This is a genomic window from Leifsonia sp. NPDC056824 (assembly GCF_042789575.1).
Lineage (GTDB): Bacteria > Actinomycetota > Actinomycetes > Actinomycetales > Microbacteriaceae > Leifsonia.
In genome coordinates this window covers 64,635-90,840 of record NZ_JBHUAV010000006.1, presented here as the reverse complement: position 1 = coordinate 90,840, position 26,206 = coordinate 64,635, and the positions used below count along the sequence as shown (strand labels likewise).

The 26,206-nt window shown below is 71.2% G+C and carries 27 protein-coding genes and 1 tRNA gene; 18 read left to right on the top strand and 10 right to left on the bottom strand.

Annotated elements, in window-relative coordinates:
- Positions 1 to 114 precede the first annotated feature (114 nt).
- The 7 genes from eno (at position 115) to ACFRFH_RS18690 (ending at position 6,413) form a co-directional block, all read left to right on the top strand.
- Positions 115 to 1,395: a phosphopyruvate hydratase gene (eno, locus tag ACFRFH_RS18720; RefSeq protein WP_382464498.1), complete on the top strand. Its 1,281-nt coding sequence runs from the start codon at positions 115 to 117 to the stop codon at positions 1,393 to 1,395.
- A gap of 88 nt (positions 1,396 to 1,483) precedes the next feature.
- Entirely contained in the window at positions 1,484 to 1,729 is a 246-nt protein-coding gene (locus ACFRFH_RS18715) for a hypothetical protein (RefSeq protein ID WP_382458553.1), read from the top strand.
- A gap of 109 nt (positions 1,730 to 1,838) precedes the next feature.
- Complete coding sequence (locus ACFRFH_RS18710) at positions 1,839 to 2,360, top strand: septum formation initiator family protein (protein ID WP_382464497.1); 522 nt, start codon at positions 1,839 to 1,841, stop codon at positions 2,358 to 2,360.
- Between the two features lie 37 nt (positions 2,361 to 2,397).
- Positions 2,398 to 2,910, top strand: a complete 513-nt coding sequence (locus ACFRFH_RS18705; protein ID WP_382464496.1) for a DUF501 domain-containing protein — start codon at positions 2,398 to 2,400, stop codon at positions 2,908 to 2,910.
- Positions 2,889 to 4,199: a S8 family serine peptidase gene (locus ACFRFH_RS18700; protein WP_382464495.1), complete on the top strand. Its 1,311-nt coding sequence runs from the start codon at positions 2,889 to 2,891 to the stop codon at positions 4,197 to 4,199. The genes ACFRFH_RS18705 and ACFRFH_RS18700 overlap by 22 nt, the downstream gene beginning before the upstream one ends.
- Before the next feature lie 39 nt (positions 4,200 to 4,238).
- Positions 4,239 to 5,630, top strand: a complete 1,392-nt coding sequence (locus ACFRFH_RS18695; RefSeq protein ID WP_382464494.1) for an NAD(P)/FAD-dependent oxidoreductase — start codon at positions 4,239 to 4,241, stop codon at positions 5,628 to 5,630.
- Positions 5,631 to 6,074: 444 nt separating this feature from the next.
- Positions 6,075 to 6,413: an acyltransferase gene (locus tag ACFRFH_RS18690; RefSeq protein ID WP_382464493.1), complete on the top strand. Its 339-nt coding sequence runs from the start codon at positions 6,075 to 6,077 to the stop codon at positions 6,411 to 6,413.
- Between the two features lie 488 nt (positions 6,414 to 6,901).
- On the opposite strand, the gene ACFRFH_RS18685 is transcribed toward ACFRFH_RS18690, so the two are convergent.
- Positions 6,902 to 6,978 (bottom strand) — tRNA-Leu (locus ACFRFH_RS18685).
- Positions 6,979 to 7,354: 376 nt separating this feature from the next.
- On the opposite strand from ACFRFH_RS18685, the gene ACFRFH_RS18680 reads away from it, so the two are divergent.
- On the top strand, positions 7,355 to 7,726 hold the full coding sequence (locus ACFRFH_RS18680; RefSeq protein ID WP_382464492.1) for a YchJ family protein: 372 nt from the start codon (positions 7,355 to 7,357) through the stop codon (positions 7,724 to 7,726).
- 19 nt (positions 7,727 to 7,745) lie between these two features.
- On the opposite strand, the gene ACFRFH_RS18675 is transcribed toward ACFRFH_RS18680, so the two are convergent.
- Positions 7,746 to 9,998, bottom strand: a complete 2,253-nt coding sequence (locus ACFRFH_RS18675) for a hypothetical protein (RefSeq protein ID WP_382464491.1) — start codon at positions 9,996 to 9,998, stop codon at positions 7,746 to 7,748.
- 148 nt (positions 9,999 to 10,146) lie between these two features.
- On the opposite strand from ACFRFH_RS18675, the gene ACFRFH_RS18670 reads away from it, so the two are divergent.
- Genes ACFRFH_RS18670 through ACFRFH_RS18655 form a run of 4 tightly spaced genes read left to right on the top strand, consistent with a single transcriptional unit; the run spans position 10,147 to position 14,679 of the window.
- The gene (locus ACFRFH_RS18670) at positions 10,147 to 10,794 is read left to right on the top strand and encodes a TetR/AcrR family transcriptional regulator (protein ID WP_382464490.1); all 648 of its coding nucleotides are present in this window, start codon (positions 10,147 to 10,149) and stop codon (positions 10,792 to 10,794) included.
- Entirely contained in the window at positions 10,791 to 12,095 is a 1,305-nt protein-coding gene (locus ACFRFH_RS18665) for an MFS transporter (protein WP_382464489.1), read from the top strand. Before ACFRFH_RS18670 ends, ACFRFH_RS18665 begins: the two co-directional genes overlap by 4 nt.
- On the top strand, positions 12,095 to 13,369 hold the full coding sequence (locus ACFRFH_RS18660; RefSeq protein ID WP_382464488.1) for an amino acid deaminase/aldolase: 1,275 nt from the start codon (positions 12,095 to 12,097) through the stop codon (positions 13,367 to 13,369). The genes ACFRFH_RS18665 and ACFRFH_RS18660 overlap by 1 nt, the downstream gene beginning before the upstream one ends.
- On the top strand, positions 13,366 to 14,679 hold the full coding sequence (locus ACFRFH_RS18655; protein ID WP_382464487.1) for a D-arabinono-1,4-lactone oxidase: 1,314 nt from the start codon (positions 13,366 to 13,368) through the stop codon (positions 14,677 to 14,679). The genes ACFRFH_RS18660 and ACFRFH_RS18655 overlap by 4 nt, the downstream gene beginning before the upstream one ends.
- An 80-nt stretch (positions 14,680 to 14,759) precedes the next feature.
- On the opposite strand, the gene ACFRFH_RS18650 is transcribed toward ACFRFH_RS18655, so the two are convergent.
- The 3 genes from ACFRFH_RS18650 to ACFRFH_RS18640 are packed head-to-tail and all read right to left on the bottom strand — an operon-like array spanning position 14,760 to position 16,980.
- Positions 14,760 to 15,494 (bottom strand): ABC transporter permease, encoded by a 735-nt coding sequence (locus tag ACFRFH_RS18650; RefSeq protein WP_382464486.1) that lies wholly within the window; start codon positions 15,492 to 15,494, stop codon positions 14,760 to 14,762.
- Complete coding sequence (locus ACFRFH_RS18645) at positions 15,491 to 16,336, bottom strand: ABC transporter ATP-binding protein (protein ID WP_382464485.1); 846 nt, start codon at positions 16,334 to 16,336, stop codon at positions 15,491 to 15,493. Before ACFRFH_RS18645 ends, ACFRFH_RS18650 begins: the two co-directional genes overlap by 4 nt.
- 8 nt (positions 16,337 to 16,344) lie before the next feature.
- Positions 16,345 to 16,980, bottom strand: a complete 636-nt coding sequence (locus ACFRFH_RS18640) for a TetR family transcriptional regulator (RefSeq protein WP_382464484.1) — start codon at positions 16,978 to 16,980, stop codon at positions 16,345 to 16,347.
- A gap of 152 nt (positions 16,981 to 17,132) precedes the next feature.
- Between ACFRFH_RS18640 and ACFRFH_RS18635 the strand changes: the two genes are divergently transcribed.
- Entirely contained in the window at positions 17,133 to 17,699 is a 567-nt protein-coding gene (locus ACFRFH_RS18635; RefSeq protein WP_382464483.1) for a LemA family protein, read from the top strand.
- Positions 17,700 to 17,706: 7 nt separating this feature from the next.
- Positions 17,707 to 18,597, top strand: coding sequence for a M48 family metalloprotease (locus tag ACFRFH_RS18630; protein WP_382464482.1), 891 nt, complete (start codon positions 17,707 to 17,709; stop codon positions 18,595 to 18,597).
- Between the two features lie 131 nt (positions 18,598 to 18,728).
- On the opposite strand, the gene ACFRFH_RS18625 is transcribed toward ACFRFH_RS18630, so the two are convergent.
- Positions 18,729 to 19,157 carry a hypothetical protein gene (locus tag ACFRFH_RS18625; RefSeq protein ID WP_382464481.1) on the bottom strand — a complete coding sequence of 143 codons (429 nt, stop codon included), beginning with the start codon at positions 19,155 to 19,157 and terminating at the stop codon, positions 18,729 to 18,731.
- A gap of 45 nt (positions 19,158 to 19,202) precedes the next feature.
- Positions 19,203 to 20,435: a winged helix-turn-helix domain-containing protein gene (locus ACFRFH_RS18620; RefSeq protein ID WP_382464480.1), complete on the bottom strand. Its 1,233-nt coding sequence runs from the start codon at positions 20,433 to 20,435 to the stop codon at positions 19,203 to 19,205.
- A gap of 167 nt (positions 20,436 to 20,602) precedes the next feature.
- On the opposite strand from ACFRFH_RS18620, the gene ACFRFH_RS18615 reads away from it, so the two are divergent.
- The 3 genes from ACFRFH_RS18615 to ilvA all read left to right on the top strand — a co-directional run bounded on the left by ACFRFH_RS18615 (position 20,603) and on the right by ilvA (position 23,815).
- A complete protein-coding gene (locus tag ACFRFH_RS18615; protein WP_382464479.1) occupies positions 20,603 to 21,190 on the top strand; it encodes a hypothetical protein in 588 nt (195 codons plus the stop codon).
- Between the two features lie 70 nt (positions 21,191 to 21,260).
- A complete protein-coding gene (locus ACFRFH_RS18610) occupies positions 21,261 to 22,496 on the top strand; it encodes an AI-2E family transporter (RefSeq protein ID WP_382464478.1) in 1,236 nt (411 codons plus the stop codon).
- Positions 22,497 to 22,546: 50 nt separating this feature from the next.
- A complete protein-coding gene (ilvA, locus tag ACFRFH_RS18605; protein ID WP_382464477.1) occupies positions 22,547 to 23,815 on the top strand; it encodes a threonine ammonia-lyase in 1,269 nt (422 codons plus the stop codon).
- A 71-nt stretch (positions 23,816 to 23,886) separates the two neighbouring features.
- On the opposite strand, the gene greA is transcribed toward ilvA, so the two are convergent.
- The gene (greA, locus tag ACFRFH_RS18600; RefSeq protein WP_382464476.1) at positions 23,887 to 24,378 is read right to left on the bottom strand and encodes a transcription elongation factor GreA; all 492 of its coding nucleotides are present in this window, start codon (positions 24,376 to 24,378) and stop codon (positions 23,887 to 23,889) included.
- Between the two features lie 111 nt (positions 24,379 to 24,489).
- The gene (locus ACFRFH_RS18595) at positions 24,490 to 24,897 is read right to left on the bottom strand and encodes a DUF4307 domain-containing protein (protein WP_382464475.1); all 408 of its coding nucleotides are present in this window, start codon (positions 24,895 to 24,897) and stop codon (positions 24,490 to 24,492) included.
- A 189-nt stretch (positions 24,898 to 25,086) separates the two neighbouring features.
- On the opposite strand from ACFRFH_RS18595, the gene ACFRFH_RS18590 reads away from it, so the two are divergent.
- A complete protein-coding gene (locus tag ACFRFH_RS18590; protein WP_382464474.1) occupies positions 25,087 to 25,350 on the top strand; it encodes a hypothetical protein in 264 nt (87 codons plus the stop codon).
- 21 nt (positions 25,351 to 25,371) lie between these two features.
- On the opposite strand, the gene ACFRFH_RS18585 is transcribed toward ACFRFH_RS18590, so the two are convergent.
- Positions 25,372 to 26,175: a hemolysin III family protein gene (locus ACFRFH_RS18585; protein WP_382464473.1), complete on the bottom strand. Its 804-nt coding sequence runs from the start codon at positions 26,173 to 26,175 to the stop codon at positions 25,372 to 25,374.
- Between the last annotated feature and the right edge of the window lie 31 nt (positions 26,176 to 26,206).

Here is a 26,206-nt window from a genome sequence, read left to right as displayed (position 1 = left end):
CCGTCCACGGCTCGCGCGCCATTTGTCGCAAGCATCCCGCCACCCCGTTAATGCCGTTAACCCGACGTCACTAGACTGATTCGGACACCCACGAAAACCATCAAGGAGACTGTTGTGGCTCAGATCGAAGCTGTAGGCGCTCGCGAGATTCTCGACTCCCGTGGCAACCCGACCGTCGAGGTCGAGGTGCTCCTGGAGGACGGCACGGTCAGCCGCGCCGCCGTCCCGTCCGGCGCGTCCACCGGTGCCTTCGAGGCCTACGAGCTTCGCGACGGCGACAAGGACCGCTACCTGGGCAAGGGCGTCGAGAAGGCCGTCGACGCTGTGCTCGACGAGATCGGCCCGGCGATCGAGGGCTTCGAGGCCAGCGACCAGCGCCTGGTCGACGAGGCGATGATCGAGCTCGACGGCACCGACAACAAGAAGCGCCTCGGCGCCAACGCGATCCTCGGCGTCAGCCTCGCGGTCGCCAAGGCCGCGGCCGACTCCGCGGACCTGCCGCTGTTCCGCTACGTCGGCGGCCCGAACGCGCACGTCCTCCCCGTCCCGATGATGAACATCATCAACGGCGGCGCCCACGCCGACACCGGTGTCGACATCCAGGAGTTCATGATCCTGCCGATCGGCGCCGAGACCTTCTCCGAGGGCCTGCGCTGGGGTGTGGAGACCTACCACTCGCTCAAGGCGCTGCTGAAGTCGAAGGGCCTCAACACCGGCCTCGGCGACGAGGGCGGCTTCGCCCCGGAGCTGGAGCACAACCGCGCGGCGCTCGACCTCATCTCCGAGGCCATCGAGAAGGCCGGCTACACCGTCGGCTCGCAGATCGCGCTCGGCCTCGACGTGGCCTCCACCGAGTTCTTCGAGAAGGGCGTCTACCGCTTCGAGGGCCAGAACCGCAGCGCGGCCGAGATGAGCGCGTACTACCAGGAGCTGGCGGCGAACTACCCGCTGGTCTCCATCGAGGACCCGCTGGCCGAGGACGACTGGGAGGGCTGGACGCTCCTCAACGCCGAGCTCGGCGGCAAGCTGCAGCTCGTCGGCGACGACCTCTTCGTCACCAACCCGAAGCGCCTCGCGAAGGGCATCCAGGCGAAGGCCGCGAACAGCATCCTGGTGAAGGTCAACCAGATCGGCACGCTCACCGAGACGCTGGACGCGGTGTCGCTGGCCCAGCGCAGCGGCATGACCGCCGTGCTCTCGCACCGCTCCGGCGAGACCGAGGACACCACCATCGCCGACCTCGCCGTCGCCACCGACGCCGGCCAGATCAAGACCGGCGCCCCGGCCCGCTCCGAGCGCGTCGCCAAGTACAACCAGCTCCTCCGCATCGAGGAGGAGCTCGGCGACGCCGCCGTCTACGCCGGCCGCACCGCCTTCCCCCGCTTCCAGGGCTGACACACCGTCGAAGGGTGAGTAATCGCGGTTATCCGGTCACGGATTTCCGCGACTACTCACCCTTCGTCGTACCTGCGAGGATACGGGGGTGCGGGTTTCGGGGGAGGTTCTGGTACTGGGGGTGTTCCTCCTGCTGGCGGGGCTGTTCGTCGTGTTCGGCGCCTACCTGCTGCGCCGGCCCGAGCGGGCGGCGGCGCTGTTCGCCGACCGGGATGCGCGGGAGCGGTTCCGGCCGCGCGACGCGCGGGCGATCGGGCTCGTGTTCACCCTCGGCGGGCTCGGGCTGGTCGCCGTCGGCGCCGTGCGGCTCGTCGTCATGCTGACCGCGCACTGAGCACCCCCGCGACACCCCGCCCGCGCGGCCGCCGCTCAGGGCGGATCGCCTACGATTGACAGCGGGGACGCCCGGTCCTCCACGTCCGCCGAGAACCGCAGGAGGGGCCATGCCGAAGCCGCGCACGCAGCGCGTCGCCGCCTCCTTCGAGCAGCCGACGGCGACCGGACGCTGGCTGCGCGGCCTGCACTTCTCCGCCTTCTCGCTCGTGATGATGGGGGCCATCGTGCTCGCCGTCGTCATCCTGGCCCCGTCGCTGCAGGGGTACCTCGCGCAGCAGCAGCAGATCGCCGACCAGCAGAAGGCCGTCCAGCAGCTCTCCGCGCAGGTCGACGCGCTCAAGGAGCAGCGCGCCCGCTGGAACGACCCGAGCTACATCCGCGCCCAGGCCCGCGACCGGCTGTACTACGTCATGCCGGGGGAGACCAGCTACCTCGTCATCGACGACCGCGCCCCCGCGGCGAAGGGCGACACGACGCCGGTGAGCTCCAGGCTCCAGAAGACCCGCACCGACTGGGTCGGCTCGCTATTCGGCTCGCTGATGGGCGCCGGGCTCACCGACGCCACCCCGGCGCAGCTCGGCAGCACGCCGGCGCCCACCCCGACTCCGACGCCCGCACCGGGCAAGTAACCCAGACACACCAGATAACGCAGACGCAAGGCACGACATGACCAGACCTCCGTTCGACCCCGTCACCGACGCCGACATCGCCGCCGTGAGCGAGCAGCTCGGCCGCCCGGCGCGCAACGTCGTCGGGATCGCCGCGCGCTGCGTGTGCGGCCGCCCGACGGTCGTCTCCACCTCCCCGCGGCTGGACGACGGCACGCCGTTCCCGACCTTCTACTACCTCTCGCACCCCGCCGCCACTGCCGCGATGTCGCAGCTGGAGGCCACCCAGGTGATGAACGAGTACAACGACCTCCTGGCCGAGGACGAGGACGTGCGCGACCAGTACCGGGCCGCGCACGAGCAGTACCTCGCCGACCGCGAGTCCATCGGCGTCGTGGCGGAGCTCGCCGGCGTCTCGGCGGGCGGGATGCCGACCCGCGTCAAGTGCCTGCACGCGCTCGCGGCGCACGCGCTCGCCGCCGGCCCCGGCGTCAACCCGATCGGCGACCTGGCGCTCGCGCGGGGCGGCTGGTCGCCCGAGGTGTGCGAGTGCCGCATCCAGGCCGGCTGACCCGGTTCCGCCGCACCCTGGCTGCGGGCGCGACCGCGCTCGTGGCCGCTCTCGCGACTGCTCTCGTGGTCGGGATCGCGCCGGCGACCCCCGCGCACGCCGACCAGGTGCGCGACCTGGAGTACTGGCTGACCGAGTACGGCTTCGCGCAGGCCTGGCAGACCACCAAGGGCGCCGGTGTGAAGGTCGCGGTGATCGACACCGGCGTCGACGGGACGGTCCCCGACCTGGCCGGCGCGGTGACCGGCGGCACCGACGTGTCCGGCGTCGGCGCCGCGAACGGCCAGAAGCCGCTCGGCGACGGCGACGCCGCGAACCACGGCACCTGGGTGGCCTCCCTGCTCGCCGGGCGCGGCACCGGCCCCGACACGGGCGTGCTGGGCGCGGCGCCGCAAGCGAGCATCCTCACCGCCTCCGTGGCACTCGGCAAGGCGACGGGGAACGTCGACAACGACGACCAGATCGCGAAGGCGGTGCGCTGGGCGGTCGACAGCGGCGCCTCCGTCATCAACATCTCGCTCACCCGCAACACCCTCGACTGGCCGCCGAGCTGGGACGACGCGTTCCAGTACGCGTTCTCGCACGACGTGGTGGTCGTCGCGGCGGCAGGCAACCGGGGGAGCGGGACGACGGAGGTCGGCGCGCCGGCCACCATCCCGGGCGTCCTCACCGTCGCCGGCGTCGACCGGGCAGGGCAGGCCTCCTTCGACGCGTCGTCGCAGGGCATCACGATCGGGGTGTCGGCGCCGAGCGAGGAGCTGGTCGGCGCCAACCCGGGCGGAGGCTATGTGCAATGGGCGGGCACCAGCGGGGCGGCGCCGCTGGTCGCCGGGGCGGTCGCGCTCGTGCGGGCCGCGCATCCCGAGTTGAAGGCGCCGGACGTCATCAATCGGATCATCCGCACCGCGCGCAAGCCGGCCGGTGTGACGGCGGTCCCGAGCCCGGTCTACGGGTACGGGCTGCTCGACGCGGCGGCCGCGGTGACCGCGACCGTCCCGCACGTCGGCGCGAACCCGATGGGCGACCTGAGCCAGTGGATCCACATCCACCGCCGGGCGGACGCCCCCGCCACGGCCGTCCCGAACGCGCCGGACGTGCAGGCCGCGCCGGCGCCCGCGAAGCTCAGCCCGGAACGACCTGTAGCATGGACATCGTTCTTCTGGCCGCAATGGAGCGTCCTCACCGCCTTCTGGCTGCCGTTCGGTCTGATCTCCGGTTTCGTCACACTCCTCGCCCTCGGCGGGGTCGGTGCGTTGCTGCATTTCAGGCGAGCGCGTGGCAGGGGGTAGATTAACACCCATACTTTCGTGTTGAGGAGACGCATTACTGTGCCCAAAATCCTGATCGTCGGCGGAGGCTACGCCGGTTTCTATACCGCGTGGAAGCTCGAGAAGCAGCTCCGCTCGGGCGAGGCCGACGTCACCATGGTCGACCCGCTGCCCTATATGACGTACCAGCCGTTCCTCCCCGAGGTGGCCGTCGGCTCCATCGAGCCCCGCCACGCGGTGGTCTCGCACCGCCGCCACCTCAAGAGCACGAACATCGTCAGCGGCAAGGTCACCTACATCGACCACGCGAACAAGACGGCGACCATCCAGCCGGCGGCGGGCGAGCCGTACGAGTTCGAGTACGACATCGTCGTGGTCACCGCGGGCGCCGTGTCGCGCACCTTCCCGATCCCGGGCGTCGCCGACCAGGCCGTCGGCCTCAAGACGATCGAGGAGGCCGTGTACATCCGCGACCGGATGCTCACGAACTTCGACAAGGCGTCGACCCTCCCGGCCGGCCCGGAGCGCGACCGCCTCCTGACCGTCACCGTCATCGGCGGCGGCTTCGCGGGCATCGAGATCTTCGCCGAGCTGCGCTCGTTCGCCAGCGCGCTGCTCACGAAGTACCCGGAGCTGTCGTTCGAGGACACGCACTTCCACCTGATCGAGGCCATGGGCCGGATCATGCCGGAGGTGTCGCTGCCGACCAGCCACTGGGTCATCAAGAACCTCGCAGAGCGCGGTGCGGAGATCCACCTGGAGACGCAGCTCACCAGCGCCGTCGACGGCCGCATCGAGCTGTCCACCGGCGAGAGCTTCGAGACCGACCTCATCGTCTGGACGGCCGGCGTCATGGCCAACCCGACCGTGGTCCGCCACACCGACCTTCCGATCGAGGAGCGCGGCCGCCTGCGCGTCCGCGCCGACCTGCGCGTGGGCACCGACGAGGAGATCGTCGAGGGCGCCTGGGGCGCCGGCGACGTCTCGGCCGTCCCTGACCTGACCGGCGCGGGCGTCGGCGGCTACTGCGTGCCGAACGCCCAGCACGCCGTCCGCCAGGGCAAGCTGCTCGCGAAGAACATCATCGCGGACCTCCGCGGCGAGCTGCCGCGCCAGTACTACCACAAGAGCCTCGGCGCCGTCGCGGGCCTGGGCCTCGGCATCGGCGTTCTGCAGTCCGGCAAGCTGGCCATCAAGGGTGTGCTCGGCTGGTTCGCGCACCGCGGTTACCACGGCCTGGCGATGCCGAGCTGGGAGCGCAAGTTCCGCGTGCTGTGGGGCTGGTGGAACAACTTCTGGCTCGGCCGCGACATCGTGTCCCTGGAGGCCCTCCGGGCACCGCGCGCCGCCTTCGAGGAGTTCGCCTCCCGCCCGAAGCCGGCCCTCGAGGCCGCCCCGGCCGAGGCCCCCAAGAAGAAGGCCGTCGCCAAGGAGCCGGCCGCAGCCAAGTAAGCCACGCCAGAAGGCCCGGTCCCTGAGGGACCGGGCCTTCTGCGTTCCCCGGCGCCCCGCTCGCGCAGGAGGATGCGGCAGACCCGCCCGGAAATCTCCTTCAGAAGCCCCCTCCGAAGGAGCTTCAGACGTGTCTTCCTGCGGTAGCGGCACGCGTCAGCGCGGCGTCACATGGTGCCCCCAGTGGGACTCGAACCCGAGAGTTGCACTGGTGATGGCGCGGTGGACGGGTTGAATTAAACCGGGGGTATGGTTTCAAACATGAGACACGCTCACCCAATCCGCCGGTACACCGAAATTGCCCGCGGCGTATTCCGAGGACACCCCGGCGCACGAATCGGCGCCCGAGTCAAACTCACCGGCCCAGGTGCATACAACCTCGCTCGCGGCAGCCACATAGCAAAAGACACGCGCATCTGGGTTGGAGCAGGCGCGACACTCACCATGGCACACGGCAGCAAAATCGGGCCACGCTCAACCGTCAACGTCGAGAGCAACCTCACCATCGGTGACGGCACGCGCATCTCATGGGAAGTGCAACTCATGGACACTGACTTCCACCGGATCACCCGACCCAACGGGGACGCGCTCGCGCATACGGCCCCCATCCAGCTCGGCCGGCACGTCCTCGTCGGCACCGGGTCCATGATCCTCAAAGGTGTCCGCATCGGTGACGGTGCGGTGATCGCGGCCGGGTCCGTGGTGACAAGGGATGTGGATGCGGGTGAGATCGTGGGCGGCAACCCTGCGAAACCTCTTGGTGTGGCCGCCAACTGGGAATGAGGGCCTGGCCCGGTCCGGCCGTCTGCGCTGCTGAGCGACCTGCCGCGCGAGCGCCTTGATGGCGTCTGCGAGCGTGTCGACCGCCTGGAAGATATGACGATGAGCATCCTCGATGCGACCTTCTCGGGAGGCGATCGCGTGTACGGATCCTCGGACATCGGCTCCGCAAACTAGCGCCGTGGACACGCGTCCAGAAGGGCTGTGCGGGGCGCCTTACGCTCCCTACCACGTCGGTCGTAGTGTTGCTGCCGTTCCCGGAGGTCTGCCCAGACAAGGGCCGTCGCCCGCCTACGGGTTCGCCAGAATCCCGAAGGAATAGTTACCAACAAAGCCGTGCGGCGGATGCTCGGTCACGCCTCCTCGGCCATGACCCTCGACGCAGCTGCCCGCGAGCAAAGTGTGGGGTTTTCGTGGGGTTCGGCGCCCAACGGCGACATGCAAAAGGCCCGCGATCCCAGTGTCTTCAAGGGAAAGCGGGCCGACTAGCATGGTGCCCCCAGTGGGACTCGAACCCACACTCGGGCGATTTTAAGTCGCCTGCCTCTGCCAATTGGGCTATAGGGGCGATCCGTCCGCGGTAGCGGCTCGACGTCAGCGGTCGCGGTAGGGCGACTTCACCATCTGGACGATGGCGCCTAACGCGAGTGCGCCGCCGACGATGATGACCGTCCAGATGAATCCGATGAGCACGCCTTCCATGCGACCAACCATATACGTGTCCGGGCCGGGCGTGCCTCGTGTCGCCACCGCGACATCGGCGGGGAATCGCGCTGAGAGGTCCCTCAGGCCGCCCCAAGGGTGCACCCACCCGCGCCGTGCAGACTGGGTGCCGACACCCTTTCTGGTGAGGTGTCCTCCGACCCGGCTGGAGCCCGAGATCCCCCGACGTAAGGCTCCAGCCGGGTCCTTTATGTCTGCGGCGCCTCGGCTAGGCTCGCCGGGTGACCGACACACGATGCCCCTGCGGGAGCGGCGAGACGTACGCGAACTGCTGCGGTCCGCTGCACGCCGGGGCGCCGGCCCCGACCGCCGAGCGGTTGATGCGGTCCCGGTTCAGCGCGTTCGCTCTCGGGGACGCCGCCTACCTGCTGCGCAGCTGGCACCCGTCCACGCGCCCGGAGGCCCTCGACCTCGACGACGGGCTGCGCTGGTACCGGCTGGACGTCGAGTCCACCCAGCGGGGAGGCCCGTTCGACACGGACGGCGTCGTCGCGTTCACCGCCTACTACAAGGGCGCTGAGCGCGGCAGCCTGCACGAGGTGTCCCGGTTCGTCCGGGAGGGCGGCGACTGGTTCTACGTCGCCGCGGTCTGAGCGTGCGGGAGTCCACGCGTCAGCGCGCGGGCTCCACGTACCGCTCCCACAGCCACACCGACAGCCCCACCGCGGCGAACACGACCGCGGCGACCACGACGGTGACGACGCCCGCCCCGGTCTGGGCCAGCGACGACACGGGCAGCAGCAGCGCGAACAGCACGGTGTAGACGACGAGCGCCATCGACAGCCAGAGCGGCCGCGACCACTGCAGGACAGCGCGCCCGGCGAGGCGGCCGAACGGCAGCAGCGCGATGGCGGTCGAGCCGATCGCGACGAGAGACACGGCGTTCACCAGCTCCACGAGGAACGCCGACAGCGCGCCGGACGGCGTCGGGAGGATGCCGACGATCAGCCACGCCAGCACACCGAAGGCGGCGACCGCCGAGAGCTGGACGGCGGCGGTCCGGCCGCGTTCGACGCGGCCCAGCCCCTCCGGGAGCACCGCCCCGAGCACCAGGCCGAACAGCAGCGCGGGCTCCAGGTCGAGCAGGCGTGAGCCGATCGCGGCGGCCGCGACGGCGACGAGGAGGCCGGGCCGCACGACGGTCCGCGCCAACGCCACCCCGAGGTGCCGGGTCATGCCGCGCGCCGAGAGCACCCAGATCGCATTGACCGCGGTGATCGCGAGCGCGACGGCGACGAGGAGGCGGACGTACGCCGCGGCGTCGTGCACGGAGGTGGACAGCGTCACGAGCGCCGCCGCGGAGATGCCGACGAGCGGCGCGAGCCAGACCGGTTGCGTGCCCACCGCGCCCGCACCATCGGGAGCGGCGTGCCCTCCGCCGCCGGAGACATCCGCGCCGGCAGCCGCACGCCCGCCGAGCAGGGCGTCCGCCTCGCCGAGCTCGCCGGCCGCCCGGTTCCGGCCGAAGATGGAGGTGCGCGCCGCCCGCTGCTCCCGCGGGCGCGCCAGCGACACGACGAGCAGCCGGGCAGGGAGCACGAGCAGCAGCAGCGCGGCGACCGCCAGCCCGACCGAGCGCAGCCAGCCGGGCACGGACGCCGCGGTGACGACCGGCGCCGAGGCGGTCGTGAACGGGGTGGAGGTCCAGCCCTTCGTGTCGGGGTGCGTCGGCGCGGCCGGGGCGGCGGGCGGGGCCGGGCTCGACGGCGGCACGGCGGGCGCCGGGGCCGGCTTCGGCGCGGGAGTGGCCTGGTTCTGCGGCGGCGAGGTCGCGCCGCCGGCGGCCTCCACGGTGACCGCGACGGGGTTGCTGCCCGCGCTCACGTTCCCCGCGGCGTCGCGCTGCAGGGCGGAGGCCACGTAGCTGCCCACGGGGAGCGTCGCGGCGCAGGACCACGCGCCGCCGCTGACCGTCGCGGTGCAGGCCACGGTCGTGCCCGTGGACGTGCTGGCGTAGACGGTGACGGTGGCGCCCGGCTCGCCGGCACCCCCGAACCCGATCGTCCCGCCCGCGGCGACCGTCGTGCCGGGCGCGGGCGAGCTGATGGTCGGCGCCGCCGGGGCGACGGTGTCGACCACGACGCTCATGGCCGGGCTCCGCGCCGATCGCGTGGACGAGAACGGGGCCACCTGGGTGGCGGTGACCGTGTGCCGGCCGTTGCCGAGCCCCGGGAGGACGCAGCCCCAGTTGCCCGCACTGTCCGCCGGGAAGGTGCAGGTGGCGCCGGTCTCGGCGGTCACGGTCACCGAGGCGCCGGGGTAGGCCGTGCCGCGGACGCCGCCGCTGCTGGCCCCGCCCGGCGCCGCGACGATGGTCGGCGGGGAGAGCACGTCGACGCGCCCGCTGGCGGCGAGTCCGCTGGAGCGGGAGACGGCGCGCACCGGCACGCCCGGTCCGTCCGGGAGACGCTGCAGGGCGCAGCGGAAGGTCCCGTCGGCCGCGGCGGTCACGGTGCAGGAGCCGGCGGCGCTCGCCGAGGAGCCTCCGGAGACGTCGACGATGTCGCCGGGGTCGGCGGTTCCGGAGACGGTCAGCGGGAAGGTCGTGACCAGGCCGCTCGGCAGCGGGTCGAGTGTCGGCGCCCCCGGCGTCGGTGTCGGGGTCGGCGTGTCGGCCGGTGCGGAGTTGTCGGCGGGTGCGGTCGCGTCTGCGAGTGACGGACCGACGTCCGCGGGTGCTGTGCGGAGGGGAATGGTGCGGGACACGGCGGCGGCGGCGGTGGCGCTGCCGGCGGTCTGCGCCGACGCCGGCGGTGCGAGCCCCGCGATCGACCCGACCGCGAAGGCGAGTGCGGCGACCACGAATCCGGACAGCACAGCGCGGACCAGCCCGGTCGCCCCCCTGGGCCGGACTGGTGGAGACACGTCCGACGTAAATACCCGCATTCCACCCCATTTGAGGGGCAGGACACGCCTCCTGTCAAACCACCCGGCCGGATTTACGGCATACTGACAAGTGGGTCAACTGTCCCACTTCGCGCGACGACGCGCGACGGCACCGTGAGGAGCTCCGATGACGCGCATCGCCCCGGCAGCACGGCGCGCCTCACTGGTGCAGGCGGCCCTGCGGGTGATCGCGCGGGACGGCGTGGCCGCGGCCACCACCCGGCGCATCGTCGCCGAGGCCGGGATGCCGCTGGCCAGCTTCCACTATGTCTTCGCCTCCCGCGACGAGCTGATGGCCGAACTGGTGAGCACCGTGGTGGCGGGGGAGCAGACCGACCTGGAGCCCGCGCTCGACCCCGCGACCGCGCCGCTGGAGCTGCGCGCCGCGATCCGCTCGGGCCTCCAGCACTACCTCGACGGCGTGCGGGCCGACCCCGACCGCGAGAAGGCGATGTTCGAGCTGACCCAGTGGGCGCTCCGCGAGCCCGGCTTCGCGCCGCTCGCCCGCCGCCAGTACGACCGGTACTACGAGCTCGCCGAACGGGCCGCGCGCGACGCCGCCGCGCTGACCGGCAGCAGGTGGAGCCTCCCCGTCGCCGAGGTCGCCCGGCTGCTGGTGACCCTCACCGACGGCCTCACCATCGCCTGGCTGGTGACCCGCGACGACGCCGCGGCCGAGCGCGGCCTGGACTTCGCCGCCGACGCGCTCGCCGCGCTCGCCGACGCCCCGCACCCTGTCCCCTCCGCCCTCCACCCGAACGCAGGTGCCCGATGACCGCCAGCTCGATCCCCGCCGACGACCCGAACACAGGTGCCCCGATGACCCACACCTCGACCCCGGCCGTCTTCGCCGAACCCACCCGCCGCGTCCCCGGCCGCTGGATCGCCGCCTTCGCCGTCGCCTGGCTGGGCGTGTGGATGGCGCAGCTCGCGCCCATCCAGAAGCTGCTGCCCGACCAAGTGCAGGCGCAGCTGCACACGAGCTACTGGGTCGACAACGTCGTCGCCTTCGGCATCATCTCCGGCATCTCCGGGGTCTGCGCGATCGTCGCGTACCCGCTGACCGGCGCGCTGTCCGACCGCACCACCAGCCGTTTCGGCCGCCGACGCCCGTGGATCGCCGGGGGAGCGGCGCTGTTCGCCGTCTCGCTCGTGCTGCTCGGCCTGCAGACGACGATGGTCGGGATCGGCGTCTTCTGGTCGCTCGCGCTCACCGGGTTCTGCGTGCTCACCGCGGCGCTGACCGCGACGATCTCCGACCAGGTCCCGGTCGACCAGCGCGGCTACGTCTCCGGCTGGATCAGCGCGCCGCAGGCGATCGGGATCATCCTCGGCGTCTCGCTCGTCACCTACGTGTTCGTCGGCGCCCTGGTCGGCTACACCGCGATGGCCGTGCTGCTGGTGCTGCTCGTGCTGCCGTTCCTGTTCCTCCCAGACGCGGTGCTGCCGCCGCACCTGCGCGAGCGGATGACCTTCCGCGGGATCGTCGAAGGCCTCTGGATCAGCCCGCGTGAACATCCCGACTTCGGCTGGACCCTGCTGAGCCGGGTGCTGGTGAACTTCGGCAACGCGTTCGGGACGTCGCTGCTGCTGTACTTCCTGGAGTTCGGGCTGCACGACAAGCACGCCGACGACGACCTCCTCGTCCTGATCCTCATCTACATGGTGTTCGTCATCATCGCCTCGCTCGCGCTCGGCCGGCTCTCGGACCGGCTCGGGAGGCGCAAGGCGTTCGTCTTCGTCTCCTCGGCGCTGCAGGGCGTCGCCGCGCTGCTGCTGGCGTTCGTGCCGGAGCTGTCGGTCGCGATGATCGCGGCGGGTCTGCTCGGCCTCGGCTACGGCTGCTTCCTCTCCGTGGACCAGGCGCTGGCGACCCAGGTGCTGCCCGACCCGGAGAACCGCGGCAAGGACCTCGGCATCATGAACATCGCGACGGCCGTGCCGCAGGCGATGGCGCCGCTGTTCGGCGCGGCGATCGTCGCGGCGCTCGGCGGGTTCGTCGGGCTGTTCGTGCTCTCCGCCGTGTTCGCGTTCGCGGGCGCCCTCGCGGTCGCACGGGTGAAGGCGGTGCGCTGATGACCGCGATGGACCTGAGTGGCAAACCGGCCGCGGCCGAGCGCGCCTGGACCACGCCCGACGTGTTCTGGCCAGCGCTGAGCGCCGCGACCGCGCGCCTCGACCCGGCGTTCGGCGTGCTGCACCTGCCCGCGCTTCGCCACAACACGCACGACATGCTCCGCCGCGCGGCGGGCAAGCCGATCCGAGTCGCCTCCAAGTCGGTGCGCGTGCGATCGGTGCTGGACGCCGTCGTCGCCCTGCCCGGCTACGCGGGCGTGCTCGCCTACACGCTGCCCGAGGCGTTGTGGCTGGCGGAGGGCGACGCCGAGCACGCGCCGATCGAGGACGTCGTGGTCGGCTACCCGACCGTGGACCGCGCCGCGATCGCCCGGCTGGCCGCGTCGCCCGAGCTGGCCTCCCGCGTCACGCTCATGGTCGACTCGGTCGCGCACCTCGACCTCATCGACGCCGTCGTGCCTCCGGCGCAGCGGGAGACCATCCGGCTCTGCCTGGAGCTCGACTCCTCCTGGGACGCCCCCGTGCTCGGACACATCGGCGTCTACCGCTCGCCCCTGCACAGCGTCGAGACGGTGCGCGCGGTGGCGGAGGCGATCGTGCGGCGTCCCGGCTTCGCGCTGGTGGGGATGATGGGCTACGAGGCCCAGATCGCCGGGCAGGGCGACAACCCGCCCGGGCGTCCGGCGTGGGGCGCGACGCTGCGCTGGATGCAGAAGAGCTCGCGCGAGGAGCTGATCGCCCGCCGCGGGGAGGCCGTGGCCGCCGTGCGCGCGATCGCGGACCTGGCCTTCGTGAACGGCGGAGGCACCGGTTCGCTCGAGTTCACGGCCTCCGACCCGTCCGTCACCGAGATCGCCGCGGGCAGCGGCCTGTTCGGCGGCCACCTGTTCGACACCTACCGCGGCTTCCGGCCTGCGCCCGCGGCGTCGTTCGCGCTCCCGGTGGTGCGCCGGCCCGACGAGCGCACGGCCACGCTGCTCGGCGGCGGCTGGATCGCCTCCGGCCCTCCCGCGCCCGACCGGCTCCCGAAGATCGAGTGGCCGACCGGGCTGTCGATGGTCGACCGCGAGATGGCCGGCGAGGTGCAGACCCCGGTCACGGGCGCGGCGGCGGGCATCCTGCGCGTCGGGGACCGGGTCTGGCTGCGGCACACGAAGTCGGGCGAGCTCAGCGAGCATGTGAACGACTTCCACCTGGTGGACACCGTGGAGGGCCGGGCGACGGTCACCGGCTCGGTCCCGAGCTACCGCGGCGAGGGGAAGGTGTTCCTGTGACGGCCAACGGCGCCGTGTGGCGGAACTGGGGACGCAGCGAGTCCATCCGCCCGCAGCGCGTCGAGCGCCCGCAGGACGCCGAAGCCGTCCAGCGCGCTGTCGTGGCGGCGGCGAAACAGGGGATGCGGGTCAAAGCGGTCGGCGCCGGGCACAGCTTCACCGGGATCGCCGCGGCACCGGGCGTGCTGCTCGACCTGGAGGACGTCAGCGGCGTCCTCGACGTCGACCTCGAACGCGGCCGGGTGCGCCTGGCCGCCGGCACGCGCCTCCACCAGCTGCCGCGGCTGCTACGCCCGTACGGACTGGCGCTGCAGAACATGGGCGACATCGACCGGCAGACCATCGCGGGCGCGACCTCCACCGGCACGCACGGCACGGGCGGCTCCTTCGGCGGCCTGGCGACCCAGATCGTCGCGGTGACCCTCGTCACCGGGTCCGGCGAGCTGCTCACCGTCAGCGGGGACGAGAACAGCGACCTGCTGCCCGCCGTCCGCCTCGGGCTCGGCGCGCTCGGGGTCATCGTGGACATCACCGTCCAGTGCGTCCCGGCGTACCTGCTCAAGGCGGTCGAGCGTCCGGAGCCGCTGCAGCAGGTGCTCGAGAGCTATCTGGAGCGTTCGGCGAGCGAGGACCACTTCGAGTTCTACTGGTTCCCGCACACCGAGACCGGCCTGACGAAGACGAACACCCGGCTGCCGCTCACCGAACCGCGCGCCCCGCTGTCGGCGGCCGGCCGCTGGCTGGACGACGAACTGCTCGCCAACGGCGTCTACCGCGGCGTCTGCGCGGTCGGGACGGTGGTGCCCGGCATCATTCCGCGGTTCAGCCGGCTCGCCCAGAAGCTCACCGGCAACCGGGACTTCACCGACCACTCGCCGCGCGTGTTCGTCACCAACCGGGGCGTGCGCTTCCGCGAGATGGAGTACGCGCTCCCGCGCCAGGCCGTGCCCGACGCGCTCGCCGAGGTGAAGGCACTCATCGAGCGCAAGGGCTGGCGCATCTCCTTCCCCGTCGAGGTGCGCTCGGCGGCGGCCGACGACAACTGGCTGTCGACGGCGCACGGGCGGGAGAGCGGCTACATCGCCGTGCACCGGTACTACCGGGAGGACCCGGGCGAGTACTTCGCCGCGGTCGAAGAGATCATGACGGCCCACGGCGGCCGCCCGCACTGGGGCAAGATGCACTTCCGCGACGCCGAGTCGCTGCGCGAGGCGTACCCGCGCTTCGACGACTTCCTCGCCGTCCGCGACCGCCTCGACCCCGAGCGCCGCTTCACCAACGCCTACCTCACCCGCGTCCTCGGCCCCTGACCCCAGCCATCTCTTCCGGAGTTGTGCACGCAACACGCCGTGCTCGGGCGTACACAACTCCGGAATAGACGGCTGGATGGCTAGGCGGTGCGGCGTTGGAGGGTGAGGGCGCCGACGATGACGGCGCCGACGGCGAACGCGCCGATGATGAGCAGCTGGCCGCCGATGTACGCGGCGTCGTGCGAGTTCGTGGAGACGGCGTTGAGCGCGTCCACCGCGTGCGAGAGCGGCAGCCAGTCGCTGATCTGGCGGAGGCCGTCCGGGAGCTGGTCGCGCGGGATGAAGATGCCCCCGAGCAGGATCTGCGGGAACACGATCACCGGCATGAACTGCACCACCTGGAACTCGGTGCGCGCGAACGCGCTCGCGAACAGTCCCAGGGTGCTGCCCAGCACGGCGTCCGTCACCGCCACCGCGACGAGGAGCCAGGTGTCGCCCTTGACGTCCAGTCCGCACACCCAGATCGCGTACGCCGACGCGACCAGCGACTGGATGACCGCGAGCAGGCCGAACGCGAGGGTGTAGCCGAGGATGAAGTCGCCCTTGCCGAGCGGCATGGACAGCAGCCGCTCCAGCGTGCCGGTGCGCCGCTCCCGCAGCGTGGTGATGCTCGTCACGAGGAACATCACGACGAACGGGAAGAGCGCCAGCATCGCCGGGCCGATCGTGGCGAACACCGGCGTGTTCGTGAAGATCCAGGCCACCAGGCCGATCAGGAGGCTCGGCACGACCACCAGCAGGCCGATCGTGCGCGGGTCGTGCCGGATCTGGGTGAGCACGCGGCCGGCGGTCGCGAGGGTGCGGGTGGGGTTCATCGCGCGGCCTCCCCGTGCTCGGTCTCTTCGCGGTCGGTCTGCTCATGCTCGGCCTCGTCGCCGTCCTCGGCCCTTTCGCCGATCGCGTGCCGCGGGTGGTGCCGGCGCAGCAGCGTCAGGAAGGCGCCCTCCGCGTCCGCTGCGCCGGTCTCGGCGAGCAGCTCCTCGGGCGTCGTGTCCGCCAGGATGGCGCCCTCCCGCATCAGCAGCAGCCGGTCGCAGCGGGTCGCCTCGTCCATGACGTGGCTGGAGATCAGGAGGCTGGTGCCGCCGTCCGCGAGCCGGTGGAACAGCGTCCACAGCTCGACGCGCAGCAGCGGGTCGAGACCGACGGTCGGCTCGTCCAGTACCAGGAGATCGGGGGAGCCGAGCAGCGCTGCGGCGAGGGAGACCCGGCTGCGCTCGCCGCCCGAGAGTGTCGAGACGAGGCGTCCGGCGTTCGGGCCGAGGTCCGTCGCCTCGATGGCGCGCTCGACGTCCGCCTTGCCGGCGCCGAGCACGCTGCGGAAGTACGCCAGGTTCTGCCGCACGGTCAGGTCGTCGTAGACGCTCGCCGCCTGGGTCACGTAGCCGACCCTGTGTCGCAGGACGTTCGAGCCGGCGGGCTGGCCGAGCACCTCCACCCGGCCTCCGGCGACGCGCTGGACGCCGACGATCGAGCGCATGAGTGTCGTCTTGCCGCAGCCGCTCGGCCCGAGGAGGCCCACGACCTGACCGCGCGGGATGTGCAGGTCGAGCCCGTCGAGCACGGTCGTCTTGCCGCGCTTCACGCGCAGGCCGTCGATGACCACGGCGGCGTCGCCGACGAGGTCGGTCGGCGCGGACGGCGATGAATTCATCATGTGATGAATTATTCGCCCGGACCGTGCCCGCCGTCAATATCCCCGAACAGATGCCACTGGATGACCGGCCCCACCCGCCGCGCCAGCTCGTCGGGGTCGGCCGTCGCGATCGGCTTGAGCTTGAGCGCGTAGCGCGTCATCATCAGGCCGACGACCTGCGACGCGGCCAGGTCGGCGCGCAGGTCGGCGTCGTCGGCGTGGGTCAGCGCCGCCAGCCGGGCGAACACCTCGCGGGTCAGGAACTCGCGCAGCATCCGCGTGCCCGGGCCGCTGCTCAGCACCGTGCGGAGGATGAGCACCATCCGGCCGGCCGCCCGCTCGTCCTCCAGCTGGGTGAGCAGGTAGCGCACCAGCGTCTCGCCGACTTTCTCCCTGGGCGCCCCGAGGACGACGTCCAGCACCCGGTCGGGCCGCAGCGGGGCCTCCAGCGTGGCCGCGAACAGCTCCGCCTTGTCGTCGAAGTAGTGGTGGACGAGCGCCGAGTCGACGCCCGCCCGGCGCGCGACGGCGCGCAGCGACGCCGCCTCGTAGCCGCGCTCGGTGAACTCCTCGGCCGCCGCCCGCACGATGGCCGCGCGAGTGGAGGCCGCCCCGCGCTCCTTGCGCGGCCGGCCCCTCCTGCGGCGTTCGGCGAGCTCACTCACGAGTGCCATTGTGCACCCCGGACCGGGTGCGCTGTCCATCCGCATTGCGGTTGCTTCGAGTGTGATGGGAAGCCCGTGGGAGGCGCATGCGTCCCGGTTAGGATGCTGTTCAGCGCAGTCGATCGGCGCATACACGCTTAGGAGTTCCCGCAATGGAATGGCTCATTCCGGTCATCATCGTCGTCGTGCTCGTCGCGATCATCGGAATCTACTTCTGGGCAACATACAACTCGCTCATCACGCTCAAAGTGCGGGTGGACGAGGCGTGGAGCGACATCACGGTGCAGCTCAAGCGTCGTGCCGACCTCATCCCGAACCTGATCGAGACGGTCAAGGGCTACGCCGCGCACGAGCGCGGGGTCTTCGAGTCGGTGACCAAGGCCCGCGCCGAGACGCTGTCGGCGCAGACGCCGGGCGACGCGTCCGTGGCCGAGGGGCACATGCAGACCGCGCTGAAGAGCATCTTCGCCGTGGCGGAGGCCTACCCGCAGCTGCAGGCGAGCCAGAACTTCCTGCGCCTGCAGGCCGACCTGGTCGACACCGAGGACAAGATCCAGGCCTCGCGCCGGTTCTACAACGGCGGCGTGCGCGAGTTCAACACGAAGATCAGGGTGTTCCCGAACAACCTGTTCGCCCGCCGTCTCGGCTTCACCGGGCGGGACTTCTTCGAGGTCGACAACCTGGCGGCGATCGCCGAGCCGCCGCGCGTTCAGTTCTAGGGCGTCGATGTACAGGGCAATCGCCAGGAACAAGCGCAACACCGTCTTCATCATCCTGCTGTTCCTGATCCTCATCGGTGCGCTCGGCTGGCTGTTCTCGGTCATCTACAACAGCTGGGCGATCCTGGCCTGGGTCGGGATCGGCGCGATCGTCTACGCCGTGTTCCAGTACTTCATGGCCTCCAGTCAGGCGCTCAGCATGTCCGGCGCGGTGCCGATCACGAAGGCCGACAACCCCCGGCTCTGGAACGTCGTCGAGAACCTGTCGATCACGACCGGCACGCAGATGCCGGCGGTCTACATCATCAACGACCCGGCGCCCAACGCGTTCGCCACCGGGCGCGACCCGCAGCACGCCTCCGTCGCCGCGACCACCGGTCTGCTCGACATCATGAACGACGCCGAGCTGGAGGGCGTGATGGCGCACGAGCTCGGTCATGTCCGCAACTACGACATCCGGCTGTCGATGATCGTCTTCGGGCTCACCGTCGCCATCGGGCTCATCGCCGACATCTTCGTGCGGATGGCGTTCTTCGGCGGCAACAACCGCAACAACAGCAACGGCGGCGGCGGCAACCCGCTCGTGCTGGTGTTCGGCCTGGTCGCCGCGATCATCGCGCCGCTGGTCGCGACGCTCGTGCAGCTCGCGGTCTCCCGTCAGCGCGAGTACCTCGCCGACGCGACGGGCGCGATGACGACGCGGCACCCGGACGCGCTCGCGAGCGCGCTGCTCAAGCTGCAGGACTACGGCCGGCCGATGCGCCGCCAGAACAGCAGCATGGCGCACCTGTGGATCGCGGAGCCGCTCAAGCCCAGCCTGACGAGCCGGCTGTTCTCGACGCACCCGCCCATCCCCGAGCGCGTCGACCGCCTCGAGAAGATGGGCTCCACCTTCTGACATTCGTGCCGAATGTGCGCTTTGGCGGCGCGATTCGCGACATTCGGCACGAATGCCCGCGTCAACATTCGTGCCGAATGCGCGCTTTGGCGGCGCCATTCGCGACATTCGTGGCGAATGTGCGGGGGAGGCTACGCCTCGGCGGCCTCGAGTTCGGCGGTGCCGGTGTAGCGGTAGCGCACGCGGGTGCCGACGGCGCGCTCGTCGAGCGGTCGCCACTCGGTGCCGGCGTTGTTCGCGCCGTCGACCACGTCGATGTCGCGGATGAGGTCGGCGGGGGCGCCGTCGCGGTAGCCGGTGATGACCTCCGCGTAGACCGTGGAGTCGGGGTTCAGCAGCACGGCGATGTAGTGGCTGGAATCGCGCACGTCGTCCGTCGTCACCCACATCCGGTTGTCGAACTGGACATGCGCGCGGCCGTCCGCACCGCGTTTCACGCCGGTCACGAAGCCGTCGACCCAGCGTTCGCCGTCGCGGTAGGCGAAGAGCTCGCGCATGGGCTGTTCGTAGTCGGCCTCATCGGCCCCGTCGGTGTCCAAGTACTCCAGCGGTGAACTCATGTCCCGCACCTTACCCCCGCACCCGGGGGCACCGCGAGGGAGTCGTCAGACGCCCGCCGGCGCGGCCACGGCAAGCTCCGCGGCCAGCATGGGCGCGAGATCGCCCCGCGCGCCCTGGGCGACCTCCACGCCGCCCAGGCCCTGCCAGGCGGCGGTCTCGCCCAGCAGCGGGACCAGGCGTTCGGCCACCCGGCCGCCGTCGCCGGCCTCCGTCCACGCGGACTGCACCCGCAGCACGCCCGCCTGCCGGTCGCTCTTCAGGTCGATGCGGCCGACGAGCTCGTCGTCCAGCAGGATGGGCAGCGAGTAGTAGCCGTACACCCGCTGCGGGGCGGGCGTGTAGATCTCGATGCGGTAGTGGAAGCCGAACATCCGCAGCGCCCGGTCGCGGAACCAGACCACCGGGTCGAACGGCGACAGCAGCGCGGCGGCGTCGACGCTGCGCGGCCGCCGCGCGTCGCGGTGCAGCCAGGCCTTGACCGGCCGGTCGCCCGCGCCGGTCCAGCCCTTCACCTGCACCGGGATGACCTCGCCAGCGTCCTCCAGCTCCTGCATCGCCACGGCGACGGCCGGGCCCTTGAGCCGGTAGTAGTCGGCGAAGTCGCGGAGGGTGCCGATGCCGTGTGCGACGGCCGAGCGGCGCATCAGCTCGCGGATGGCGTCGGCGTCGCTCACCGTGCGGTCGAGCACGGGCGCCGGGAGGACGTCCTCCACCAGCCCGTACCGGCGCTGGAAGCGCGTGCGCCCGGCGATGGCGACCTCGCCGAACAGGAACATCCGCTCCAGCGCGCGCTTGACCTCCGACCAGCCCCACCACGGGCCGGAGCGCCGGTTGGCGTCGTGCTCGATCTCGCCGGCCGCGAGCGGGCCCTTGGCGGCGAGCTCGCTGCGCAGCCAGGACAGCGTGGAGTCGTGCGCCGCGAACCACGCGTTGCCGGTGCCGTAGCGCTCGCGGTACTGGCGCATCCGCCAGCGGAACAGCGACCAGTCCTCCTTGCGCACGAACGCGGCCTCGTGCGCCCAGTACTCGGTGTGCGGTCCGCGCGCGTCGAAGGTCAGCCGGTCGAGGAGGGTGCGGTCGTAGGCGCCGAGTCGCGCGAACGCCGGGAGGTAGTGGCTGCGCTCGAACACGTTGACCGAGTCGATCTGCAGCAGGTTGATGCGGGCGATGAGCCCGTTGAGCTGGCGCGTGCCCACGACGGCCGGGCGCGGGCGCCCGAAGCCCTGGGCGGCGAGCGCGATGCGGCGCGCGAGGGCGGGGGAGAGCTGTTCGACCACGGATCGACCCTATCGGCAAGGTCCGACACTCCTCGTCCGCGCCCGCCCTCGTCGCCGAAGGGCACGTAAACGCCCCTAAAACCGCGTTTTAAGGGCGTTTACGTGCCCCTCGAGATCAGTGGAGGCACGGGTGTGCGAGGCGGGGCCGACGTTCTAGAGTAATGCTCATGTCTGGTATCGTCCCGGGGGCGGACGCCGAGTACTCGGACGCCATCGACCCCTCAACATTCGTGAAGACCCTCTCGCCGAGCGACGTGCTCACTCGGATCAGACCCGGCGACATCCTGCACTGGCCGCCCTTCTTCTTCCCCATCGACACCATCAGCCCGACCCACACGGTCGGCAGAGGCCGCACCAACCTGACGCTGATCGCGTCCGACATCATGCAGACGGACACGACCGGCACGCCGTACGCGTCGTTCAGCTTCCGGCAGGTCCCGTCGGGCGGTCCGGGCGTCTCCGTCCATTTCGACCCGGGAGCGTACGGCGCGACGGCCGTCGCGAGCTACGTCGTCGAGTTCCTCATCGCCACGAGCGGACCGGTCTCGCTCACGGTCGGCGGTTACGCCGGCGCGGGCAGCGTGACCGGAGCCGGCGTGAGGACCGTGAACGGGAACGTCTCCGTCTCGGTCGGCCTCAACAACGTCCCGCCGGGACAGGTGACCTACGCCTCGATCCAGCAGACGTCCTCCGGGCCCGGCTGGCAGTGGTTCTCCACCTCCATCGAGCACCCGCCGCTGGTGTTCGAGCCCTGAGCATGAAGCGGCCCGGCGTTTCTGAGCGATCCTTCAGGATGCGCCGGGCCGCGCACCTAGACTGGCGGGCATGGCAGAGAGCGACGCTCCGGCAGCGCAGAATCCGTCCGTCCCGCCGGCCCGGGCGCGCTTCCTGAAGCGCCGGCGCGACCTCCAGCACCCTGTCCAGGAGGTCGCCCCCGTCGACGCGTCGCTGCCGCACGGCGTGCGCCTGGCCGGGGCCTGGTCGTGGCGGCTGCTCGTCATCGGCGCCGTGATAGCGGTCGTCGTCTTCCTCATCGTCCAGCTGCGGCTGATCGTCGTCCCCGTGCTGGTCGCGGTGCTCCTCGCCGCGCTGCTGGTGCCGTTCAAGGACGTCCTAGTCCGCCATCGCTGGCCGCGCTGGCTGGCGATCGTCGCAACGCTGCTGACGCTGGTCGTGGTCGTCGGCGGGCTGTTCTATGTGGCGATCTGGCAGGTCACCCGGGAGAGCCACGACCTCCAGACGCAGTCGGTGGCGGCGTTCGGCCAGTTCCGCAGCTGGCTGACGACCGGCCCACTCGGCCTCACGGAGGCCCAGATCGACGGCGCCTTCCAGTCGCTCTGGTCGTCGCTGCAGCAGGACAGCCAGGTCTACATCTCCGGCGCGCTCTCGATCGGCTCCACGCTGGGCCATGTGCTCACCGGCGCGCTGCTGACGGTCTTCAGCGTGCTGTTCATCCTCATTGACGGCCGCAGCATCTGGGGCTGGATCGTGCGGATCTTCCCGAAGAACGCGCGGGCCGCGGTGGACGGGGCGGGCCAGGCCGGCTGGCTGACCCTCCGGAACTTCGCGAAGGTGCAGGTGCTCGTGGCCTCCATCGACGCGCTCGGGATCGGCCTCGGAGCCTTCTTCCTCGGGCTGCCGCTGGTGCTCCCGATCGCGGTGCTGGTGTTCCTCGGGTCGTTCATCCCGATCGTCGGCGCCGTGCTCACGGGCGCGCTCGCGGTGTTCGTCGCGCTCATCTTCAAGGGCTGGGTCTTCGCGCTCATCATGCTCGCGGTCGTGCTGCTGGTGCAGCAGATCGAGGGTCACGTCCTCCAGCCACTGATCATGGGCACCGCGGTGAAGGTGCACCCGCTCGCTGTCGTGCTGGCGGTCGCGGCGGGGTCGCTGCTGGCCGGCATCCCCGGCGCGCTGTTCGCCGTGCCGTTCGTCGCGGTGCTCAACGTGATGGTGCACTACGTGTCGTCCGGCGTCTGGCGATCGAGGCCGCCGGAGGCCACCGCGGCTCCGGAGGGCGCGATCTGGGAGACCGTTCCGCGCGTCCGGCGCACGCGCGCGTAGCAGTCCGTCGCATTCATTCAGCGGTATATGACCCCGAGTAGGCTGTGCGAGTGGATACCGCGACCGATCCGACGCGCACCCCGTTCGCAGGCCCCGGCCTCGACGAGATCGAGGCTGCGCGCGCGATCGTGGCCCGGGTCGCCCAGCCGACACCGCTGGAGACCTCCCGGTACCTCACCGACGTGCTCGGCGCTCCGGTCATCCTCAAGTGCGAGAACCTGCAGCGCACCGGCTCGTACAAGATCCGCGGGGCGTACCACCGGCTCTCCAAACTGAACGCGGAGGAGCGGGCGCGCGGCGTGGTCGCCGCCTCCGCGGGCAACCACGCACAGGGCGTCGCCTTCGCCGCCCGCGAGCTCGGCATCCACGCCACGATCTTCATGCCGGTCGGCGTGGCCATCCCCAAGTTCCAGGCGACGCGCGCGTACGGCGCGGACGTCGTGCTCAGCGGCAGCATCGTCGACGAGACCCTCCGAGCCGCCGCCGACTTCGCCGCAGAGACGGGCGCGGTGCTCATCCCGCCGTTCGACCACGCGGACGTCGTCGCCGGGCAGGGCACCCTGGGCCTGGAGATCCTCGACGACGTGCCGGACGTGCAGACCATCGTCGTGCCGATCGGCGGCGGCGGGCTCATCTCCGGCGTGGCCAGCGCGGTCAAGCAGCGCGCGGCCCGCGAGGGGCGCACCGTCCGCGTGATCGGCGTGCAGGCGGCCAACGCCGCCGCCTACCCGGCGTCGCTCGCGGCGGGGGAGCCGACCGAGATCGCCGTCGTCGGGACCATCGCCGACGGCATCGCGGTCAGCCGGCCCGGCATCCTCAACTTCGAGATCATCCGGGACGCGGTGGACGCCGTGGTCACGGTCACCGAGGACGACATCGCCCGCGCGCTGCTGGTGCTGCTGGAGCGCGCGAAGCTGGTGGTGGAGCCGGCCGGTGCGGTCGGCGTCGCCGCGATCCTCGCGGGACTCATCCCGGTGGACGACCCGTCCGCGCCGGTCGTCGCGATCCTCTCCGGCGGCAACATCGACCCGCTGCTGATGCAGCGCGTCATCGCCCACGGCCTCGCGGCCTCGGACCGCTACCTGCGGCTCTCGATCATGCTCCCGGACCGGCCGGGGCAGCTCGCGCGCATCGCCGAGATCCTCGCCGGCGTCAACGCCAACGTGGTGGAGGTGCTGCACACGCGGCACGGCAACGGCCTCCAGCTCAGCCAGGTGGAGCTCGACGTCTCGATCGAGACGCGCGGCACCGAGCACCGCCAGCAGGTCATCCAGGCGCTGCGCTCCGCCGGCTACGACCCCGTGCTCGAAGAGGAATAGCAGAAACCGCCGAGTCCGCAGAAGGAGCTGCGTACCCGGCGGTCTCGACTGCTGTCGCGCCTACCCGGCGGTCAGTTGCCGGCGTAGGTGTCGACCTTGGAGATGGACACCGGGATCTGGCGGCCGTTGGGCGCGGTGTACTCGGTCTTGTCGCCGACCTTGAGGCCGAGGATGGCGGAGCCGAGCGGGCTCTGCTCGCTGTAGACGGGGAGCTCGCTGCCGGCCGCGATCTCGCGGTTGCCGATCAGGAAGACGCTCTCGTCGCCCGCGATGGTCGCGGTGATGACGGTGCCGGGCTCCACGACGCCGTGGCTCTGCGGGGCCTCGCCGACCGTGGCGCTGCGCAGCAGGTTGGTGAGCTGCACGATGCGGGCCTCGATCTTGCCCTGCTCGTCCTTGGCGGCGTGGTAGCCGCCGTTCTCCTTGAGGTCGCCCTCCTCGCGGGCCGCCTCGATGCGCTTCGCGATCTCGTTGCGGCCGTTGACGCTGAGCTCCTCGAGTTCGGCCGAGAGACGGTCGTACGCGTCCTGGGTCAGAAAGGTGACCTGAGACTCCTGGGACATGATGAACTCCTTCGCGCCTGGGCGGCATTCGCCGCTTCGGCTGACGGCCGGCTGGAAGCCGGTGGGTATAAGTAGACGCCCCGGCCTCGGCCGGGGCGTATCCAGAGAATGTTAGGTCAGCCAGCAGGTGTTAATCAAACCGGTGTTGCTCTGCGAGATGGTCCGGATCGTCTCGGTGTGAGTCGTCACACGGGAATCGGCTCCGGGATAGCTCACGATCCGCCAGCCCACGATCGCGTAGTCCTGGTTGAGCGCCTGAATCGCGCAGGTGACGCCGGTGCCGGGCTGGGCGTTGATGGTGAAGGTGATCCGCACATGGTGGGCGTCGGGGATCACGTACGCGGTGTCGGTGGTCTGCAGGTCGGCCTGGTTGTTGTCCCAGCCCGCCCAGAACACCCACGCGGTCACCACGGCGAGGACGGCGACGGCGCCGCCGATCAGCAGCCAGCGGTCGCGGCGGCGGCGCTTCGGGGTGCGTCCGTAGCGGGATTCGAGGGTCTTGGACGGCGCCTCGGTCACGCGTGCCATCTCCTCGCCGTCCGCCTCTCAGGGGCTTCGTTCAGGGCCGCCGTCGGTGCGACGGTAGGCTGAGACAAGACTAGGAGACGAAGCTGTGAATCGCTTCGCGCCTCCCGAACCACCCGATCCGAAAGCGGAGCCCGCCATGCGTCAGAGCGACCTGTCCACTGTGTCCGTGGAGGCCGTGTGATGGGGGAGCTGCTGCTGAAGGCGGGCATCTGGCTGGCCGCGACGCCCACCCCGTCGCCGACCTCCGGACCGAGCGACGACGCGGTCACGCCCGGCGTGGTCGGCTTCGCGGTCACCTTCCTGATCGCGGTCGCGGCGGTGCTGCTGATCCTCGACATGACGCGGCGGATCCGCCGGGTGCGGTACCGCGCGGAGATCGCGGAGAAGCTGGACGCGGAGAACGGCGCGCAGCAGGACGACGCGGACGGCGACTCCCGGCCCTGACCGCTCCTGCGAGCGGCGGCGTCAGCCGTTGTAGGCGGGATGCAGCGCGATCAGCAGCACCGCCGTCCAGTGGCAGACGAACGCCAGCACCGTCAGGGTGTGGAAGATCTCATGGAACCCGAACACCCCGGGGAACGGGTTCGGCTTCTTGATCCCGTAGATGACCGCGCCGATCGTGTACAGGATGCCGCCGACGCAGACCAGCACCATCATCGCCACGTTGGCGTTCACCAGGTCGACTATGTACATCATCGCCGCCCAGCCGAGCAGCAGGTAGAGCGGCACGTACAGCCAGCGCGGCGCCGTGATCCAGAACACCCGGAAGCCGATGCCGAGCAGCGCGCCGGCCCAGACGACGCAGAGCAGCACGATCCCCTTCTGCGGCGGGAGGGCGAGCACGGCGAGCGGCGTGTAGGTGCCCGCGATCAGCAGGAAGATGTTGGCGTGGTCGATGCGCTTGAGGACGACCTTCGTGCGCGGCCGCCAGTTGAAACGGTGGTAGAGCGCCGAGTTGCCGAACAGCAGCATCGAGGTGAGCATGAACACCGCGGACGCCCACTTGGCGGGGGCGCCCTGCGCCAGACTGATCAGCACGATGCCCGCGGCGATCGTGACCGGGAACGTGCCGGCGTGGATCCAGCCGCGCCAGGTGGGCTTGAGCTCGGCCGGGAAGGCCGGGGAGGCGTCCAGCAGCGGGATGTTCGGGAGCAGCGGACCGCGGGAGTCGTCCGCCTTCACCGCGGCGTCGGCGGGCGGGAGGTCGGCGGCCGGCTCGGTGAGCAGCTCGCCGACGTCCTCAGGCTCGGGGGCGTTTCGCGGCGTCATGGAGCAAGAGTAGGGGAGACGGGTGCTCGGA

Bases quoted from the DNA above. Each gene is read 5' to 3' on its own strand.
- ACFRFH_RS18710 (WP_382464497.1), top strand. From the start codon at position 1,839: ATGCCGAAGCCGCGCACGCAGCGCGTCGCCGCCTCCTTCGAGCAGCCG.
- ACFRFH_RS18705 (WP_382464496.1), top strand. From the start codon at position 2,398: ATGACCAGACCTCCGTTCGACCCCGTCACCGACGCCGACATCGCCGCC.
- ACFRFH_RS18690 (WP_382464493.1), top strand. From the start codon at position 6,075: ATGGCACACGGCAGCAAAATCGGGCCACGCTCAACCGTCAACGTCGAG.
- ACFRFH_RS18670 (WP_382464490.1), top strand. From the start codon at position 10,147: ATGACGCGCATCGCCCCGGCAGCACGGCGCGCCTCACTGGTGCAGGCG.
- ACFRFH_RS18665 (WP_382464489.1), top strand. From the start codon at position 10,791: ATGACCGCCAGCTCGATCCCCGCCGACGACCCGAACACAGGTGCCCCG.
- ACFRFH_RS18660 (WP_382464488.1), top strand. From the start codon at position 12,095: ATGACCGCGATGGACCTGAGTGGCAAACCGGCCGCGGCCGAGCGCGCC.
- ACFRFH_RS18650 (WP_382464486.1), bottom strand. From the start codon at position 15,494: ATGAACCCCACCCGCACCCTCGCGACCGCCGGCCGCGTGCTCACCCAG.
- ACFRFH_RS18645 (WP_382464485.1), bottom strand. From the start codon at position 16,336: ATGATGAATTCATCGCCGTCCGCGCCGACCGACCTCGTCGGCGACGCC.
- ACFRFH_RS18635 (WP_382464483.1), top strand. From the start codon at position 17,133: ATGGAATGGCTCATTCCGGTCATCATCGTCGTCGTGCTCGTCGCGATC.
- ACFRFH_RS18630 (WP_382464482.1), top strand. From the start codon at position 17,707: ATGTACAGGGCAATCGCCAGGAACAAGCGCAACACCGTCTTCATCATC.
- ACFRFH_RS18625 (WP_382464481.1), bottom strand. From the start codon at position 19,157: ATGAGTTCACCGCTGGAGTACTTGGACACCGACGGGGCCGATGAGGCC.
- ACFRFH_RS18615 (WP_382464479.1), top strand. From the start codon at position 20,603: ATGTCTGGTATCGTCCCGGGGGCGGACGCCGAGTACTCGGACGCCATC.
- ACFRFH_RS18610 (WP_382464478.1), top strand. From the start codon at position 21,261: ATGGCAGAGAGCGACGCTCCGGCAGCGCAGAATCCGTCCGTCCCGCCG.
- greA (WP_382464476.1), bottom strand. From the start codon at position 24,378: ATGTCCCAGGAGTCTCAGGTCACCTTTCTGACCCAGGACGCGTACGAC.
- ACFRFH_RS18590 (WP_382464474.1), top strand. From the start codon at position 25,087: ATGGGGGAGCTGCTGCTGAAGGCGGGCATCTGGCTGGCCGCGACGCCC.
- ACFRFH_RS18585 (WP_382464473.1), bottom strand. From the start codon at position 26,175: ATGACGCCGCGAAACGCCCCCGAGCCTGAGGACGTCGGCGAGCTGCTC.